Here is a 17373-nt window from a genome sequence, read left to right on the forward strand (position 1 = left end):
TTTACAACAGGTGGACCGATTTACACACCCCTGTCGCCGCGGCTCCCGCGTGGCGTTGGGAGAACACTTGGTATGGACTTTGCGGACTGACAACGTGCCAGCAGTCCCGCGTGCCAGGCAGCGAACGCGGCGGAGGCGCTGGGAACCTGTACAGGAGACACAGCCATGCGAATTACCCGATTTTCCGCGCGCGGCATCAGGCTGGCTTGCGTGGCCGCAGCGTTGGCGGCGGCTGCCGGCGCCGCGCAGGCGCTGGACAAAAGTGGCCTGATATTCATCGCGGCCGACAACGCGCCGGCGGCACCGGTCAACTCCGCGCCAGGCATGCCGGGCCGGGCCGACCCGGATCGTGGCGCGAGCGCCGACATGAGCGCCGACAAGGCCAAGCAGGCGGTCGAGGATGGCGCCATCACCACCAAGATCAAGACCAAGCTGCTGACCGCCAAGGATCTCAAGTCGACCGGCATCCACGTGAAGACGAAGAATGGCACGGTTGAAGTGGGCGGCACAGTGCCAAGCCAGCAACAGCATAACCTGGCACTGGACACGATCCGCAGTGTCGAAGGCGTGACGTCGGTGAACGATAACCTCAAGGTCACTTCGCGCTGACCGCTGAAGCGCAATGCCGGGCACGCCAGTGCCCGCCGTCCGCCGATGTGCGAAACACAACGCACCATCTCCGGTTTTCCGGATTCCAGCTAGGCGGCTTTGCGGCGTGTCGTGCCCGTGCTCTTGCGAGCCGCGGCATGAGACTTGGCATGCGACTTGGCGTGCGACTGGGCCGGCGCATGCTTGGCCGCGGTCGTGCGCTTGGCCGTCGTCCGCTTTGCGGGTGATTTCGTCGCCGCTGCATGGCGCGCGGGCGTCTTGCGGCGGCTGCGGCTTGCGCGGGCGCGGTCGTCATCGGCTTCGGCTTCCTTCGCCGCTTGCGATTCCTCCGCCGGCTTCGCGCGGCGCCGGCCCTTGCCGTCGTCGCCCTTGCCGCGCTCGCCCAGGCTCTTGCGCAGCAGCGCCACCATGTCGATGACCTTGGCGCTGCGCCGCGGCGCTTCTTCGTCCTCGGTGGGCTGGGTCAGCTGGTGCGTCTTGCCGGATTCGATCTTGGCGTCGATGCGCGCCATCATGTCGTCGCGATAGGTGTCGCGATACTGTTCTGGCTTCCAGTCTTCGGTCATGTCCTCGACCAGCTTGGTTGCCATCTCGATCTCGCGCGCATGGGCGCCGCTGCCCTTGGTGCTCGACGCCTTCGGCAGGCGCAGCTCCGAGATCGGCAGCACTTCGTCGGCGAAGCGCATGGTGTTGAGTACCAGCGCGTTGTCGTGGACCAGCACTGCCGCCAGGTGCTGGCGATTGCGCAGCACCACAAGCGCCAGCGCGGCGCGGCCGGTGCGCCGCATCGTCGCATGCAGCAGCGCGTAGCCGCGGTCGCCGCGCTTGTCCGGCTCGAGGTAGTAGGGGGTGTCGAAGAAATAGGGCGGAATGCTCTGCGCCTCGACAAAGCTGACGATGTCGACCGTCTGCGTGGCTTCGACATTGGCCTGGCGGAAATCCTCGTCGTTCAGCAGCACGTACTCGTCCTTGGCGTACTGGTAGCCCTTGACGATGTGCTCCTTGTCGACCGGCTTGCCGGTGCTCTTGTTGATGCGCTGGTAGCCCACCGGGGCCATGTCGCGCACGTCTAGCAGGTCGAGGTCGAGTGTCTGGCTGCGCGACGCTGGCCGCAGGACGACCGGGATATTGACGAGGCCAAAGGTAATGGCGCCTTTCCAGATGATGCGGGACACTTGACGGCTCCTTTATCGCATTGATCGCGCGCGCGTTGCGGCGGCGGTGGCGGCTGGTCGCCCGGTGGCGGGTCGGAGACGGGTTCGGGAGGCCCCGGCGGCGGCTCGGGCGGCGGGACTTCCGGCTCTCGCGGGGGAATGTCGGGGTCGGGCGTGGTATGCACGTAGGCTCCTTGTCAGGGTTGATGGCGGACCGGCATGGCCGTTGGCTAAACGCGGTCCTTGAGCGTATCGAGCAGGTGCGTCAGCGCGTCCAGGTCGGCCGGCTTTACCAGGTGCTGGTCGAAGCCCGCTTCCATCGCGCGCCGGCGGTCCTCGGGCTGGCCGAAGCCGGTCAATGCGACCAGCGTGGCGCCGCGCATCTCGGGCAGCGCGCGCAGCCGGCGCGCGGTCTCGAAGCCGTCCATGGCCGGCATGCCGAGATCCAGCAGCACCACTTCCGGGCGCGCGGCGGTGGCGAGCGCGACAGCCGTGGGCCCGTCCGGCGCCGTCACCACGGTGTGGCCCATGGTCTGGAGCGTCATGGTCATGGCTTCGAGGGCGTCGGCGTTGTCGTCCACCACCATGATCCGCCGCGACACGCCGCTGTGCGCCGCGGACTTGCCGGTGCCGGGGTGCCACTTGTGCCACGGCTCGACCGGCAGCGTGACGCTGAAGGTGCTGCCCTGGCCAGGGCCGGGGCTGTCGGCGCGGATCGTGCCGCCATGCAGCAAGACCAGCTTCTGCACCAGCGTCAGGCCGATGCCGGGCCCGTCGTGCGGGAAGGCGTTGGCCGGCGCCGTGCCGTCGTTGATGTTGCGGTTGCCGACGCTGCTGTCGATGCTGCTGCCTTTGCCGGCGTTGCCATCGGCGGGATCGTGCGGGGCCAGGGGGTCGAACAACAGCCGCTGCAGCGCCTCGGACAGTCCGGTGCCGTTGTCGCGCACGCGCACCGTGACATGGCCGCCGGCGGAACCGCTGGCCGCATTCTCGTCGAGCGTGGCGTCGACCGTGATCTGGCCGCCCGCGGGCGTGTAGGCGGCGGCATTGTGCAGCAGGTTGCTGAAGATCTGCGTCAGCCGCACCAGGTCGCCCCGCACCGGCAGCGGCTGCTCGGGCAGCGACAGGCGCAGCGTGTGGCCGTAGACGTCGATCTCCGGCCGCACCGCTTCGACCGCGGTACTGAGCGCGGCGCGCAGCTCTACCAGGTCCTGGCGCAGCGTGATGCGGCCCTGGTTGAAGCGCGAGATATCGAGCAGCTCGTCGACCAGCCGGGTCAGGTGGTGCAGCTGGCGGCCGATGATGTCGCGCGCGCGGAACATGTCCTCGCGCGAAGGCGACAGCTGCTGCAGCATGTCGGCAGCGCTGCGCAGCGGCGCGAGCGGGTTGCGCAACTCGTGGGCGAGCATGGCCAGGAACTGGTCCTTGCGCCGCTCCTCGTCGCGCAGCGTGCGTCCGGCGCGGTTCTGCAGCGTCACGTCCTGGCAGATGCCGGCAATGCGCAGCGGCCGGGCATGGCCGGTATCGCAGGCATCGCCGCCATCGCCGGCATGGCCGGCATCGGCGCGCGCGGCCGCCTGACCGGCGCCGTGCACGGGGAAGGCGCGCGCGCGGATCTCGCGCAGCTGGCCGTCGGGCCGCGTCATCTGGAATTCGATATCCATGCGGCCGTCGGACAGCATGCTGGCGAGAGCGGCCTCGACGCGTGGTCGGTCGGCCGGGACCAGGCGGTCCAGGCAGCGGCGCGGGTTCTCCATCACCTCTGCGGCCGAATGGCCCCACAGCGCCTCGAACGAAGGGCTGACGAACAGCAGGCGCCGGGCGGCGGGATCAAGGATCCAGACCACGTCGGCCAGCGACTCCGCCAGCTGGCGGAACAGGTCCTCGTTGTCGTGCAGGGCCTGCGTGGTGCGGTGGTAGGCATCTTCCGCCCCGCGCAGCCGCAGCAGCGCCTGGATGCTCGACAGGACTTCCTCGGGCTCGGCAGGCTCGACCAGGTAGCCGTCGGCGCCGCAGTTCAGCGCCTCGACCCGCTGGCGCGCCTGGGCCACGCCGGGCGAGGTCAGCAGCACCAGGGTGCGGGCGATCTCCGGGTCGTCCTTGATCAGCCGGCACACCTCCAGCCCACTGATATCGGGCAGGCGCGACGACAGCAGCACCAGCGCCGGCGCATGCTGGCGCACCAGCGCCAGCGCCGACTGGCCGGTGGCCGCCTCGATCACGGAAAACTCGCCGCGATGCAGGATGCGGCTCTTGACGTAGCGCGGTCCCTCGCGGTCCTCGACGTTGAGGATCAACGGAGCGCGGTTGGCTTGCGGGCGCATGGCGTCACGCTGACGCGCGCTTTCGCGCGCGTCCGCAGGCGACCACCGGCGCGCAGGCGCGCGGCCGGTGCGGCCGGTTTCGGAGCAGGTAAAAGCGTGCCGGCTCCGTGTCCTCGTGTGCAAATCCTGCAAGGCTGGGCGGCATGCCGGTTGTAATAACTACATGCGTGCAGAAGTGATCCATTGCGTTCCCCCTTTGTGGCGGCTTATCCACGGGCCCTCGACGAGGCCGTTCCGCTTCGCAGTGGCAAGAGGCATGCCGGGGCCATGCGCCGGCGGCAGGACGCGACGTGCCTTTAGCGGCGCGCGGCCTCGCCGCTATGCGCTTCGGCACTTGGCGAGGTGCCGCCGTGCGGGCCGGTCGAGCCAGGGGCTTCGGCCGCCTTTTGCGGGATCTTGCCGGGCTCGGTGGCGCCCCCTGCGGCAGCGCCCTTGCCAAAACGCGCTGCCAGCTTGTCCTGCACGCGAGTCAGGGCTTCGGCCTGCTGCTTGGCCGTTTCCGCTTCCTTGGCCTTCTTGGCTTCGGCCGCCTGCTGCTGCTCGGGCGTGGGTGCCGGCAAGCGCGCCTGCACCGGCGCGGCGGCGAACGACAGCATCGCGCATGAAATCAGCAGACGGCGCAGCGCGCGCCGGTTGTGCGGCGCGCGGGTGCCGGAGCCAGCGCTGCCGCCGCCGACGGCGCGGATCGTACCGGGAATGCTGAGGTGGGTCATTGCGCTCTCTCCGTAGGTTGCGGCCTGGGCTCACGCCGGGTGTCCCGCCGTTTGTCCCGCCGTTTGTCCTTATGGAAAGCGGGGCAAGAAATGTGCCGCAGGTGTGCGGCGAGGTGGTTCAGCCGGCCCGCCCCAGCCGCGCCGCGGCACGGGTGATGGCCTGCCGCACGCCGGCATAGCCGGCCCACGGATCGTCGGCCTGCAAGGCCTCCAGCCGCGGGCCCACGTTGGCGACGGTCCATTGCGCCGCGCTCTCCAGCGTCCCGAGCTCTTCCCATGAGACCGGGATCGATACGCCCAGCCCTGGCCGCGCGCGTGCCGAGAACGCCGCGACGGTGGTCGCGCCGACACCATTGCGCAGGTAATCAATGAAAATCTTCCCTACGCGATTGCGCGCACCGCTCTTGGCGACGAAGCGCTGCGGGATGGTGGCGGCGACATGGCGCACTACGTCTTGCGCGAAGTCCTTGACCTCGTCCCAGCCGGCGCGCGGCGCGACCGGCACCACCACGTGCAGGCCTTTGCCGCCGCTGGTCTTCAGGAAGCTGGCCAGGCCAAGCTCGTCGAGCAGTGCCTTCATCAGCGCGGCGGCCTCCTGCATCTGGTCCCAGGGCACGCCTTCGCCGGGGTCCAGGTCGAAGATGATGCGATTGGGCCGGTCGAGGCTGCGCTTGCTGGCATTCCAGGTGTGGAACTCGACCACGTTAAGCTGGGCCGCCGAGACCAGCGCCTCGGCCGACACGATCTCCAGCAGCGCGGGATGCCCCGGCCACAGCGACGGGTCCAGGATGTTGATGCCATCGACGCGCAGCGTGTCGCCATGGCGCTGGAAGAACTGTTCGCCGCCCACGCCGGCAGGGGCGCGCACCATCGCGATCGGGCGGCCGCGCAGGTGCGGCAGCATCAGCGGCGCGGCCTGCTCGTAGTAGCGCACCAGGTCGCCCTTGGTCAGGCCGGAGGCGGTGTCGATCACGCGTTCGGCATGGCTGATCCTGACCTTGCCACCCAGCGCGGCAGGCTGCTTGCCGTGGGAGCCGGTTCTTTCCGCGGTTTTTGCCGGAGCCTTCTCGGCTGTCTTCGATGCAGTCCTGGCTGCGCGCTTTGCGGGGGCCTTCTCTGGCGCCGTCTTTGCCGCCGTCTTTGCTGCTTTCGCTGCGGCCTTGGTCCCCTTGCCGGCCGGTGCCGCCGGCATCTCGACCGACACCGCGCCGGCGGGCTTGTCGGTGCGCAGCCCGTGGAACACGGCATGGCGCACGCGGCCTTCGCGGGTCCAGCTGCCGAACGACACCTCGGCCACCAGCTTCGGCCGCACCCAGTGTCCCTTCACGCCCGCCGGCACGGTCGCGAACGGCGACGTATCGGCGCGCAGCGCGTCGAGCTGCGCGCGCAGTTCGCCGAGCGTGCGCGTGTCGAAGCCGGTGCCGACGTTGCCGGCATAGCGCAGCCGTCCGCCGCTGTCGTGCACGCCCAGCAGCAGCGAGCCGATGCCGGTGCGGCTGCCGCTGGGATCGGTAAAGCCCGCCACCACGAATTCCTGGCGCAGGGTGCATTTGAGCTTGATCCAGGTGTTGCTGCGCGTGCTGACATAGCTGGAATCGGCGCGCTTGCCGATCACGCCTTCGAGCTTCATGCGGCAGGCGGCGTCGAGCATTTCGTCGGGGGCGGCCTCGAAGTCCTCGCTGAACTGCAGCCGCGGCGCGGTGTTGCCGGCAAAGATATGCCGCAGCAGCGCGCGGCGCTCGGCCAGCGGCACCTTGCGCAGGTCATGGCCGGCATAGAAGGGCAGGTCGAACACGAAGTACTGGATGGCCTCGACGCGCGCGGTATCGAAGGCGTTCTGCAAGGCCTGGAAGTCGGTCTCGCCATGCTTGCCGAGCACCACGATCTCGCCGTCGAGCCAGCCGTCGGGCAGCCCCAGCGTGCCGACATCACGCGCCAGCGCGCGCAGCTTCGCGGTCCAGTCATGGCCCTGGCGCGTGAACAGCCGCACGTCCTTGCCGTCGATGCGCGCCAGCACCCGGTAGCCGTCGAACTTGATCTCATAGCGCCAGGCCGCGGCGTCGGCCGGAGGCTTGTCGACCAGCGTGGCCAGCTGCGGCGCCAGCGCCAGCGGCAACGCCGCGCGCGGCGCGCCGGGCGGCGGCTTCAGTGCCCTGGCGCGGGGGGCGGCGTGGGTTGTCCCGCCGGCGTCGGCCTTGCCGGCACGCTTTGCCGCCGGCCTGGCGGAGCCGCTGGCAGCTTGCGTCTTGCGCGCCGTGCCGCCCAGCACGCTGTCGGGCAGCGCCTCGACCACGTCGAACTCGGCCGCCGGCACCGCGGCGTCGTCGCGCTCCTTGATCAGCAGCCACGCGTCCTGCTCCTTCTGCCGGCTGCCGTGCATCCGCACCAGCGTCCAGTGGCCATGCAGCTTTTCGCCGCGCAGCTCGAACTTGAGCTTGCCGGCGCGGTAGCCGGCCTCGGCGTCGCCGACCGGCACCCAGGTGCCACGGTCCCATACGATCACCGTGCCCGCGCCGTAGTGCCCGGCTGGGATGACGCCCTCGAAGCCCGCGTAGTCCATCGGATGGTCTTCGACGTGGACTGCCATGCGCTTGTCGTGCGGGTCCAGGCTCGGGCCCTTGGGCACGGCCCAGCTTTTCAGCGTGCCGCCGAGTTCGAGCCGGAAGTCGTAGTGCAGCCGCCGCGCCGCGTGCTTCTGGATCACGAACGACAGCTCGCCGGCGCGCTTGCGCGGTGCGCCGCGTGTGCGGGCGGCGGCACCGCTGGGCTCGGGCGTGGCGCCGAAGTCGCGCATGCGGCGGTATTTGTCCAGCGCGGCGCTGGCCGTGCTGCGCTTGCGGGCCGCCGCGCCGGCCTTGCGCGCCGCCGGCGGCGAGCCCTTGCGGGCAGGCTTGCCGCTGCGCGCCGTCGTGCGTTTTGCCGCAGTGCGGCTGTCGCCGGAGTCCTGTCGCGTCGTCTTGGCCATGGCTGTCGCCGGTTGCGGAAAGATGCATCCAGCTTAGGCAGCACATGGCGCCGGCGAAATCGGCGCCAGTCCTACAGCGGCACAGGATGGCGCCGCGACGGCACGCGCACGGCAGCGCGTGCCGGCCGGCATGTGGTTCTTACCGGACGTTGTAATTCTGCCGCGCGTCCGCTCCCCCCTCCGCGCGCCCGCAGGCCGGCGCGGATGGGAACGCAATTTGCGATGCTTGTCTGCAATGCACTGTCGGTGATCAACCATTGCCACGCCCGGCGCCGTGCCGGGATCATCCCGAGGAGAAGCGGCAGATGAAACCCACCCTGAAGAAAATCGGCTCGCAGGTGATCGTGCTGACCGGCGCCACCAGTGGAGTGGGCCTGGTCACCGCGCGCAAGGCCGCCGCGCGGGGTGCGCGGCTGGTGCTGGTGGCGCGCAGCGAGGATTCGCTGCACAAGCTGGCCGAAGAGCTGCGCCAGCAGGGCGCCGAAGTCATCACTGTCGCTGCCGATGTGGGCCGGCACGAAGAGGTCGGCAAGGTCGCGCAGGCCGCGATCGAGCGCTTCGGTGGCTTCGACACATGGATCAACAATGCCGGCGTGACGATCTTCGGCCGCCACGGCGACGTGCCGCTGGAAGACCAGCGGCGGCTGTTCGACACCAACTACTGGGGCACCGTCCATGGCTCGCTGGCGGCGGCCGCGCACTTGCGCGAATGCGGCGGCGCCATCATCAACATGGGCAGCGAGGCCTCCGATGGGCCGCTGCCGCTGCAGAGCGCGTACGCGGCCTCGCAGCATGCGATCAAGGGCTTTACCGATTCGCTGCGGCTGGAGCTGGAACAGGAACAGGCGCCGGTCAGCATCACGCTGATCAAGCCCGCCGGCCTGGAAACGCCGCTGGCCATGCACGCCAAGAACTTCCTTGACGTCGAGCCGCGCCTGCCGCCACCGCTGTACGATCCGGCGCTGGCCGCCGATGCGATCCTGTTCGCCGCCGAGAACCCGCGCCGCGACCTGTTCGTCGGCGGGGCGGCCAAGGCTTTCTCCGCGGCGGCGTACCACACGCCGCATACCTTCGACCGCTTCATGCGCCGCTTCATGGGCCGTGCCCAGCAGACGCGCCACCCGGCCGGCCCGCTCGAGGACAACACACTGTACGGCAGCGGCAGCGGGCTGCAGGAGCGCAGCGGCACGCGCACCGCGCTGCAGTCGTGCCCCTATACGACCACGGCGCGGCATCCGGTGCTGGCCACCGCGCTGATCGTCGGCGCGTCCGCCGCGCTGGCGGCGGTGGTGCAGGCGCGCCGGGGGCGCTAGCCTTCCGCCCAGCCACACCGGCAACCAGCGCGCCGCGTGGTGTGCGCCGTGGTCGCGGTCGGTGCCACGAACACCTATCATGGAGCTGAATGCCCGCCGGCTGGCGGGCATTTGGCCGTGCCGCAGGCGTACCGCCTGCCGGCCATGGTGGCACGCCGGGCGCCCGCATCCGCCGTACTGCGCGTACTACGTATTGAATGGCCTGCCATGATCGTCCATTACCACGTAGGGTTTGTCCATGTCGGAGCCGCAAGCGACAAAAGGTGCCTGCGCGCCACATCTGGCAGAGGCGGGAGCCGTTCCCCCCGGGCGTGTCGGCCAGCCAACCGTTGAGCAATACCGGCGCCTGCTGGATGCGGTCGAGGACGTGGCGGTGTTCGAAACGGATGCAGAGGGCCTCATCGTGGCGTGGCCCGACTCCGCGCTCCGCGTATTCGGCTACCGCGCCGAAGACATCGCCGGCCGGCACTTCTCCTGCCTGCACCGCGCCGATGATGTCGCCGCCGGTTTGCCGCTGCAGTGGCAGCAGGCCGCGGCGCAGGCCGGCAGTGCCCGCGACCGGGGCTGGCGCGTGCGCCGGGACGGCAGCCAGTTGCAGGCCGCCTGTGTCATGCATGCGAGCGCCGGCGGCTTCGTGGTGGCTTGCCGCGATATCACCGTGCAGGAAGCCGCGTCCGATCACGCCCGCCTGGCCGAGTCGCGCCTGCAGCTGCTGGCCGACAACCTGCCCGGCACCGCGGTCTGCGAGCTGGACCTGGATGGCACCATCCGCAGCTGGAACGTCGGCGCGCAGGCCGTGACCGGATACACGGCGGCTGAGGCGGTCGGCAAGCCGCTGGCGCTGTTGTACACCGGGCCGGATGCCGCGGCCGGGCGCGACCGCGCGGCGCTGGAAGCCGCGCGCGCCTGCGGCCAGTGGGCCGGCGACGAGCGCCTGGCACGCCAGGATGGCGCGATCGTGCGCTGCCAGACCCGCATGGTGCTGGTGCGCGATGCCGCGGGTTGCCCGGCCGGGCTGCTCTGGACCGCGCGCGACATCAGCGACGCGCTGCGCCTGGAGCTGCTCGAATCCGGCAACCGGCGCCTGCAATCCTTCCTTGCCATCCTCGGGCACGAACTGCGCAACCCGCTGGCGCCGGTGCGCAATGCGGTCGAGGTGATCGCGCTGACGCCGGATGCCGATACCCGCATCCGCCATTGCGCCGCGATCATCGACCGGCAGTTGCGCCAGCTCGAGCGGCTGGTCAATGACCTGCTGGATGTCGGCCGCGTGACCGCGGGCAAGATGAAGATGGAGCTGACGCCTACGTCTTACAACGAAGTGGTCGGCAACAGCCTCGAGGCGATCCGGCCGGTGCTCGATGCCGCCGGCCAGCAGCTGGTAGCGGAGCTGCCCGCCGTCTCGCCGCACGTGCGCGCCGATGCCAACCGGCTGGGACAGGTGCTGTTCAACCTGCTCAGCAACGCCACCAAGTACACCCCGCGCGGCGGCACCGTGAGCGTGCGGGTCCACGTGGAGCCGGCGCGCGTGGTGACGACCGTCTCGGATACCGGCCGTGGCCTGCAGCGGGCGGCGCTGGACCGGATCTTCAACCTGTTCTCGCAGGAAAGCGAGGCCGGCAGCCGCAGCGGGCTCGGCGTCGGGCTGGCGCTGGCCAAGGCCGTGGTCGAAGCGCACGGCGGCGCGATCCAGGCCGACAGCGCCGGGCCGGGCAAGGGCAGCACCTTCACCGTGATCCTGCCGCGTGCCGGTGCGCCACGCCGCGAAGCGGCCGCACCGGCGCCGGGAACGCCGCCGCGGCGGCGCGTGCTGGTGGTCGACGACAATGCCGATTCCGCCGACAGCATGGCCGAACTGCTGATTATGCTCGGCCACGATGCGCGCGCGGCCCATGGCGGCTACCAGGCGCTGGCGCTGGCCGGCAGCTTCCGCCCCGACTGCGTGCTGCTGGACCTGGAGATGCCCGACATGTCGGGCTATAAAGTCCTGCAGGCGTTGCGCCAGACCTGCGGCGCGCAGGTGCGCTTCCTGGCGCTGACGGGGCGCGGCACCCCGGATGACCATCGGCGCAGCAAGCTGGCCGGCTTCCATGCGCACCTGACCAAGCCGCTGGCGATCGACGCGCTGTTGCGCGCGCTGGCCGATCCGGCCACCGGCGCTTCGCCGTCTCAGAGCGAGCGGTAGGCGTCCAGCCGGTTGTACAGCGTCTTGAGGCTGATGCCGAGCGCGCGCGCCGCCTGGCGCTTGTCGCCGTCGAAGCGCGCCAGCGTGGCCATGATGATCTCGCGCTGGGTATCGGCCAGCGTGGTGCCCACGCGCACGTTGACCACGCCGTCCACGGTGGTGGGCCGCGGCGGCTGCGTGGCCAGGTTGGGATTGCCGATCTCGACCACCTTGTCGGCGAGGATAAAGGCCCGGTAGACCGCGTTCTTCAGCTCGCGCACGTTGCCCGGCCAGTCATAGCGCACCAGCCGGTCAAGCGAAGCGGCCGAGAAGGCCTTGTCGCTGTGTTCCATCGCGTTGTATTCGGCGAGGAAGTGCCGCGCCAGCGGCACGATATCGTCCGGGCGCTCGCGCAGCGGCGGGATATGCAGCGGAAACACTGCCAGCCGGTACAGCAGGTCTTCGCGCAGCTGGCCGGTGCGCACGGCATCGACCGGATCGCGGTTGGTTGCGGCCAGGATGCGCACGTCGGTGACGATCGGCGTATCGCCGCCGACGCGGTGGAAGGTGCGGCTTTCCAGAACCCGCAACAATTTGATCTGCATCTCGAGCGGCATTTCGGTGACTTCGTCCAGGAACAGGGTGCCGCCCTGCGCCTGCTCGAAGTACCCCGCCTTCTGCTCGATCGCGCCGGTAAAACCGCCCTTCTCGTGCCCGAACAGCTCCGACTCGATCAGCGTCGGCTGGATCGCGCCGCAGTTGACGGCGATAAAGGGGCCGTTGCGCCGCGCGCTGCGCTCATGCACGGCGCGCGCCACCACTTCCTTGCCCGAGCCGCTTTCCCCCACCGCGAGCATGGTGACATCGGTCGGCGCCACCCGCTCCACCTGGGCCATCAGGCGCTGCATGGCCGGCGCGGTGCTTTCCCACAGCAGCGAGACCTGCGAGGGCACGGCCCGGCGCGGCGCGGCTTCCCCGGCCGCGGGGGAGAGGGGGGCCTGGCGGGCTGAGGCAGGGGCGGCGGCGCTGCGCCGAGGAGGCGTGGTGGTCACTGGCACGATCGAAGGCAGGGCTTGGCGAGCTTGTCGTGTGAGGGTGGGAAGTTCCTATGCTAGCCTTTGCCAGAGGGCCTTGCCATAGCCGCGCGGTCCCGCGCGGAAAGGTCCGACAGCGGTGTCAGACAGACACTGGCAACCTTGGCCCCAGGCCGGGCTTAGACTTTTATTACGCAGTGGACTGGCAGTATGCAGTCGGAACCGTGCCGCACCTGTCCTGAATTGCCCGGAATGCCTGCCTTGCCGCGCTTCGCATGGCGCGCGGCGGCGGCTGCGGTACCTGGCGCCGGGCCGGAATCCGGACAGGCGTTCTTGCTGGTTCCGCAGAAGTTTCCATTAAGTCTCACTGACGGATCGTATGCCCCACATCCTGATTGTCGATGACGATGAAAACGCATGTGCCGCGCTGGCGGAGATCGTGGCCATGGAAGGTTTCACTTCCGCCACCGCCGGCAGCCTGCGCGAAGCCCGGCTGCAGTTCGGCTGGCACATGCCTGACGCGATCGTCGCCGACCTGCGCCTGCCCGACGGCAACGGCATGGAGCTGTTCGACGAGGTCGGCGCCTCCGGCGTCGAAGTGATCCTGACCACCGGCTATGCCAGCGTCGAAAGCGCGGTCGAGGCCCTGCGCGCCGGCGCTACCGACTACCTGGTCAAGCCGATCAACGTGGCGCGGCTGCAGACCGTGCTCAAGCGCCTGGCCACCACCGGCGAGCTGCGCGCCGAAATCCATTCGCTGCGCGGCGAACTGCGCCGCTACGGCCGCTTCGGCCGGCTGATGGGCAGCTCGGAGGTGATGCAGACGGTCTATGACCAGCTCGCGCGCGTGGCGCCCACCGAGGCCACGGTGCTGCTGATCGGCGAAAGCGGCACCGGCAAGGAGCTGGCCGCGCAGACCGTGCATGAGCTGTCGTCGCGGCGGCGCCAGCCCTTCCTCGCGGTCAATTGCGGCGCGATCTCGCCCACGCTGATCGAGAGCGAAATGTTTGGCCACGAGCGCGGCAGTTTTACCGGCGCCGACCGCCAGCACAAGGGCTACTTCGAGCGCGCCGACGGCGGCACGCTGTTTCTCGACGAAATCACCGAGATGCCGGCCGAGCTGCAGGTCAAGCTGCTGCGCGTGCTGGAGACCGGCACCTTCATGCGAGTGGGCACCAACCGCGAATGCCATGCCGACGTGCGCGTGCTGGCCGCCACCAACCGCAACCCGGAAGAGGCCGTGGCCGACGGCAAGCTGCGCGCCGACCTGTTCCACCGCCTCAACGTGTTCCCGGTGGAGCTGCCGCCGCTGCGCGCGCGCGGCGACGACGTCATCCAGATCGCCAACCTGATGCTGGACCAGCTCAACGGCGAGCAGGGCACGCAGCGGCGCTTCGCCCCCAACGTGCTCGACAGCCTGCGCCTGCATGCCTGGCCGGGCAATGTGCGCGAACTGCGCAATTTCGTGCAGCGCGCCTTTATCATGGCCGACGAGGATCTCATCACCGAGGTGCAGGTGCCGCTGCAGGTGGCGGCCACGCAGGCCCCCGGCGCGGCGGTGGTGTCGGTGCCGGTAGGCATGTCGCTGGCCGACGCCGACCGCCAGCTGATCTTCGCCACGCTGGAGCAATGCGCCGGCGTCAAGAAGCATGCTGCCGAGATCCTCGGCATCAGCCTGAAGACTTTGTACAACCGGCTGGAAGATTATGCCGCCCGCGGGGAGCTGCCCGAGTGGCTGCGCGCCTCGCGCAATGACACGGGATCGTCCGCGACCGGTTGACTGGCCTGGGACGCCATGTGGGCTGGCCTCCCGGCGCTGCGCGCAGCACGTTTCTTGCTTCTACGCCAAGTAGCCAACCTGGCCGCCCAGACGCCAATCCGACCATGACGCAACCGCAGCCGCCGTCCAACCTGCCGGACGTTTCTGACGATCAAGCCACGGATGTGGCTGCCGGCGCGGACACCGCCGAAACGGCCGCGGTGCGCGCGGTGCAGGAAGTCAGCACGCTGATCGAGCAGTCGGCCCATGACCTTCGTTCATCGCTCAATGCCATCCAGAGCTGGGCCTACGTGCTGGACCGCGCCTTCGATGCGGCGCCGGCCCCGGCGCAGCGCGCGCTCGACGGGATTCGCGCCGGCACCCAGCAGCAGCTGGCGCTGATCGAGGAAATGGAGGAATCGGTGCGACTGCTGGCCGACGAGCGCCCGCCGAGCTGGCAACGCATCGACCTGCTCGACGCCGCCGCGCAGGCCATTGCCGACCGCCGTCCGGCTGCCGAGGCGCGAGGGGTGCTGCTGGCCCCCGTCACCACCGACGGCGCGGGGGATGGCGCGTATGGCATCGACGGCGATGCGAACCGCCTCGTCCCGTTGCTGCGGCACCTGCTGGTGCATTGCATCTGGCGCGCGCCGGCGGGCGGCTCGGTGGCCATGCATCTGTTCGGCGAGCCTGCCCACGTGAAGCTGCGCATCGCCGAGAGCCCGCCGCTGGACCAGCAGCGCAGCGCCAGCCGGCTGGCGGCACTGACCGACTTCTTCGGCCGTCGCGCCGCGCCCGACGGTGGCAGCCAGGCGCGGCAAAGCACTGCGCTGCTGCTCACGCGGCGCATGGTCGAGATGCATGGCGCCCTGCTCAGCGCCGAAGGCGATGGCTGCGACGCGGACAAGATCAGCGTCTGCATCGCCGTCAGGTTCCCGCGCCAGCCACGTACGGCGTGACATCGCGCGCTGCGCGCCCAGCTTCCATCCTTTGCTTGACGATGTAGTTTTTACCGGCAGGTCTGTCGCGCAGCGCATTGGCCGAGCGCCGGTGGCGTGTCCGGCGTGGCGCCTGGCGGGCATGTAGCGCGCGTCGGTCAGGCCCGGGCGGTCTGGCCCGGCCTTTGCATGGGTCAGTCACCCAACCAAGGAGGGAACAACCATGCCTAACGCCAGCCGCAAGTCCGACAAGGCCGCGCAGGTTGCCCGCAAGCCGTCCGGCGCGAAATCCTCGGCATCCACCGCAAGATCCTCGGCCAAGCCTGGCGCGCGATCGGCCGCCAAGCCTGCTGCAAAGACTGCGACCAGGGCCGCGGCAAAACCAGCGGCCAAGCCGGCAGCCAAGCCGGCCAAGCCAGCCGCCAAGCCTGCTGCAAAGACCGCTGCCAAGACCGCTGCCAAGACCGCTACCAAGACCGCTACCAAGACCGCGGTCCGCCCTGCAGCCAAGGCCGCCGCGAAGGCTGACAAGCCGCAGGCGATGCGCGCCAGCGCCGCTTTCGACAAGCCCCAGCGCGGCAAGGAGGCCAGGACGTACCAGGCCGCCGTCGACGACTCCCTGGAGATGACCTTCCCGGCCAGCGACCCGATCTCGCCGAGCGCCGCCATGCACGCCGAAAGGAAGACGCAGACCGCGCGCGACGACGTCGACTGGAAGCTCAAGCGCGGCAGCGCGCAGCAGCCCGTCGGGGCCAAGCCCGCGGGTCAGCGCAAGGGCAGCATGCGCGGCCGCTAGCGTAGCCAATGCGCGATTCCGATCAACAAGACATGGAGCCAGCATGACCGCTATCGTCGCAGGTCGATTCGACAGCTTCAGTACCGCCGAATCCGTCGCCAGCCGCCTCAAGGCACGCGGTTTCGCGGACCAGGACCTTAGCCTGTTCTACGTCAATCCGCCCGGGCAGCACGCTGCCTACGCGGTGGGCGGCGACCACGCGGCCGATGCCGGCGCGCGCAAGTCCGGCGCCGGTGCCATTGCCGGTGTAGTGATCGGCGCCGCGGCCGGCGCTGCCGTGGGTGCGATGCTGGTGTCGGCGCTGGCCGCTGTACCGCCGGTATCGATCCTGGTGCTGGTAATTGCCGTGGGCCTGGGCGCGTACCTCGGTTCGCTCGCGGGCGCGCTGGCGCTGGCGCGCGACGGGCGCCGCAATCCGGTGACCGGCCAGCCGCCGGTGCGCAACGCCGGCGTGCTGCTGGCCGCGCACGTTTCCAGCGGCGACACCGCCGCGGTCGCGGACCTGCTGCGCCGGGAAGGCGCCAAGGACGTGGAGCGTGCGGACGGGCAATGGGTCGATGGCCGCTGGGTGGATTTCGACCCGCTGGTGCCGCCGGTGCCGGCAGACGGGCGACGCCAGGCACCGGGCAGCCGGCCCCGCGCGGAATGATTTTTTTGCAGCGACTTGTTGCAGCCAACCCGAAACGGAGGTGTCCATGACCCAAGTCCAACCTGAATCCCCTGGCGAACAGCCGCGCGGCGCATCGATCGTCGGCGGCATCGACCGCAATTCCCCGGGCCCGGGCCCGTTCGTGATGGCCGCCGATACGCTCGAGGGCAACAAGGTGGTCGACCCGGCGGGCGACGACATCGGAACCATCGATCACATCATGATCGATGTCCTTGGCGGCCGGGTCGCGTATGCGGTGCTGGCCATGGGCGGCTTTCTCGGCATCGGCGAAAAGCTCTTTGCCTTGCCGTGGTCCGCGCTGACGCTGGACACGCGCCGCAAGTGCTTCGTGCTCGGCGTCGAGAAAGATCGTCTCAAGGCCGCACCCGGGTTTGACAAGGACCACTGGCCGAGCATGGCCGATTCGCAGTGGGCCACCAGCATCCACCAGTACTACGGTATTTCGCCGTATTGGGAAGCGGACCGCTACGATCCGTGGGGCTGAGCAAGGGAGACAGCGCTGTGAGCCAGTGTGAGCGATGAACGAGGCGCCGGATCCGATCCGGCGCTTCTATTTTTTGGGGAGTCAGACCTTGTGGTTGATCTGCCCATACGGGCGCTGCGATGGGTCGGCTTGCATGCCGCTGTCTTCGGGCTGCGCCGGCGCCTCCGGTGGCGGTTCATGACGCAGCGACAGCGCGTTGTGCACGCCGAGCACCCCGGCGCTGACGGCCGCGGCTTTTTCGATGCGCTGCGCGGTGTCGGCGTCCTCCACGCAGCCCCGCACGGTGACCCGGCGATCCGAGACTTCGAGCGTCACGCCGTCGGGAAAGCGGCCGTCGCATGCCGCGGCGATCTCGGCGCGCACCGCCACGCGCAGCGCTTCGTCGTCGGCGGCGGATGGGGAAGGGGCGTTCTCGTTCATTTCGGCTCCTCGACAGATAAACCCTGTCCG

The 17373-nt window shown here is 69.7% G+C and carries 14 protein-coding genes; 8 read left to right on the plus strand and 6 right to left on the minus strand.

Annotated features, from left to right (window positions below; translation table 11 throughout):
* The first annotated feature begins 165 nt into the window (after positions 1-165).
* Positions 166-609, plus strand: coding sequence for a BON domain-containing protein (locus AC5WJ1_RS22840; protein ID WP_133096007.1), 444 nt, complete (start codon positions 166-168; stop codon positions 607-609).
* A gap of 89 nt (positions 610-698) precedes the next feature.
* Here the strand turns inward: AC5WJ1_RS22840 and ku are convergent, their stop codons facing one another.
* The 4 genes from ku to ligD all read right to left on the minus strand — a co-directional run bounded on the left by ku (position 699) and on the right by ligD (position 7765).
* Positions 699-1784, minus strand: a complete 1086-nt coding sequence (ku, locus tag AC5WJ1_RS22845) for a non-homologous end joining protein Ku (protein WP_135703260.1) — start codon at positions 1782-1784, stop codon at positions 699-701.
* A 209-nt stretch (positions 1785-1993) separates the two neighbouring features.
* Positions 1994-4087 carry a hybrid sensor histidine kinase/response regulator gene (locus AC5WJ1_RS22850; protein WP_135703259.1) on the minus strand — a complete coding sequence of 698 codons (2094 nt, stop codon included), beginning with the start codon at positions 4085-4087 and terminating at the stop codon, positions 1994-1996.
* 296 nt (positions 4088-4383) lie between these two features.
* Positions 4384-4800: a hypothetical protein gene (locus tag AC5WJ1_RS22855; RefSeq protein ID WP_240745745.1), complete on the minus strand. Its 417-nt coding sequence runs from the start codon at positions 4798-4800 to the stop codon at positions 4384-4386.
* A 118-nt stretch (positions 4801-4918) separates the two neighbouring features.
* Positions 4919-7765, minus strand: a complete 2847-nt coding sequence (gene ligD, locus AC5WJ1_RS22860; protein WP_494476565.1) for a DNA ligase D — start codon at positions 7763-7765, stop codon at positions 4919-4921.
* 305 nt (positions 7766-8070) lie between these two features.
* Here ligD and AC5WJ1_RS22865 point away from each other — a divergent pair, with 305 nt between their 5' ends.
* Positions 8071-9078, plus strand: a complete 1008-nt coding sequence (locus tag AC5WJ1_RS22865) for an SDR family oxidoreductase (protein WP_133096003.1) — start codon at positions 8071-8073, stop codon at positions 9076-9078.
* A 238-nt stretch (positions 9079-9316) separates the two neighbouring features.
* Positions 9317-11263, plus strand: coding sequence for a hybrid sensor histidine kinase/response regulator (locus AC5WJ1_RS22870; protein ID WP_494476566.1), 1947 nt, complete (start codon positions 9317-9319; stop codon positions 11261-11263).
* Here AC5WJ1_RS22870 and AC5WJ1_RS22875 read toward each other — a convergent pair.
* Positions 11248-12300 (minus strand): sigma-54 interaction domain-containing protein, encoded by a 1053-nt coding sequence (locus AC5WJ1_RS22875; protein ID WP_133096001.1) that lies wholly within the window; start codon positions 12298-12300, stop codon positions 11248-11250. The two genes, AC5WJ1_RS22870 and AC5WJ1_RS22875, sit on opposite strands and share 16 nt — an antisense overlap.
* 355 nt (positions 12301-12655) lie before the next feature.
* On the opposite strand from AC5WJ1_RS22875, the gene AC5WJ1_RS22880 reads away from it, so the two are divergent.
* From AC5WJ1_RS22880 to AC5WJ1_RS22900, 5 genes are all read left to right on the plus strand, one after another.
* On the plus strand, positions 12656-14056 hold the full coding sequence (locus tag AC5WJ1_RS22880; protein ID WP_133096000.1) for a sigma-54-dependent transcriptional regulator: 1401 nt from the start codon (positions 12656-12658) through the stop codon (positions 14054-14056).
* 104 nt (positions 14057-14160) lie between these two features.
* Positions 14161-14994, plus strand: a complete 834-nt coding sequence (locus AC5WJ1_RS22885; protein ID WP_195430216.1) for a sensor histidine kinase — start codon at positions 14161-14163, stop codon at positions 14992-14994.
* 202 nt (positions 14995-15196) lie between these two features.
* A complete protein-coding gene (locus AC5WJ1_RS22890; protein WP_494476567.1) occupies positions 15197-15769 on the plus strand; it encodes a hypothetical protein in 573 nt (190 codons plus the stop codon).
* 43 nt (positions 15770-15812) lie between these two features.
* A complete protein-coding gene (locus AC5WJ1_RS22895) occupies positions 15813-16418 on the plus strand; it encodes a hypothetical protein (RefSeq protein WP_135703254.1) in 606 nt (201 codons plus the stop codon).
* A 46-nt stretch (positions 16419-16464) separates the two neighbouring features.
* Entirely contained in the window at positions 16465-16923 is a 459-nt protein-coding gene (locus tag AC5WJ1_RS22900; RefSeq protein WP_133095996.1) for a PRC-barrel domain-containing protein, read from the plus strand.
* An 81-nt stretch (positions 16924-17004) separates the two neighbouring features.
* On the opposite strand, the gene AC5WJ1_RS22905 is transcribed toward AC5WJ1_RS22900, so the two are convergent.
* Positions 17005-17343 (minus strand): BON domain-containing protein, encoded by a 339-nt coding sequence (locus tag AC5WJ1_RS22905; RefSeq protein WP_133095995.1) that lies wholly within the window; start codon positions 17341-17343, stop codon positions 17005-17007.
* Positions 17344-17373 lie beyond the last annotated feature (30 nt).

The organism is Cupriavidus sp. MEYA8 (assembly GCF_059278825.1).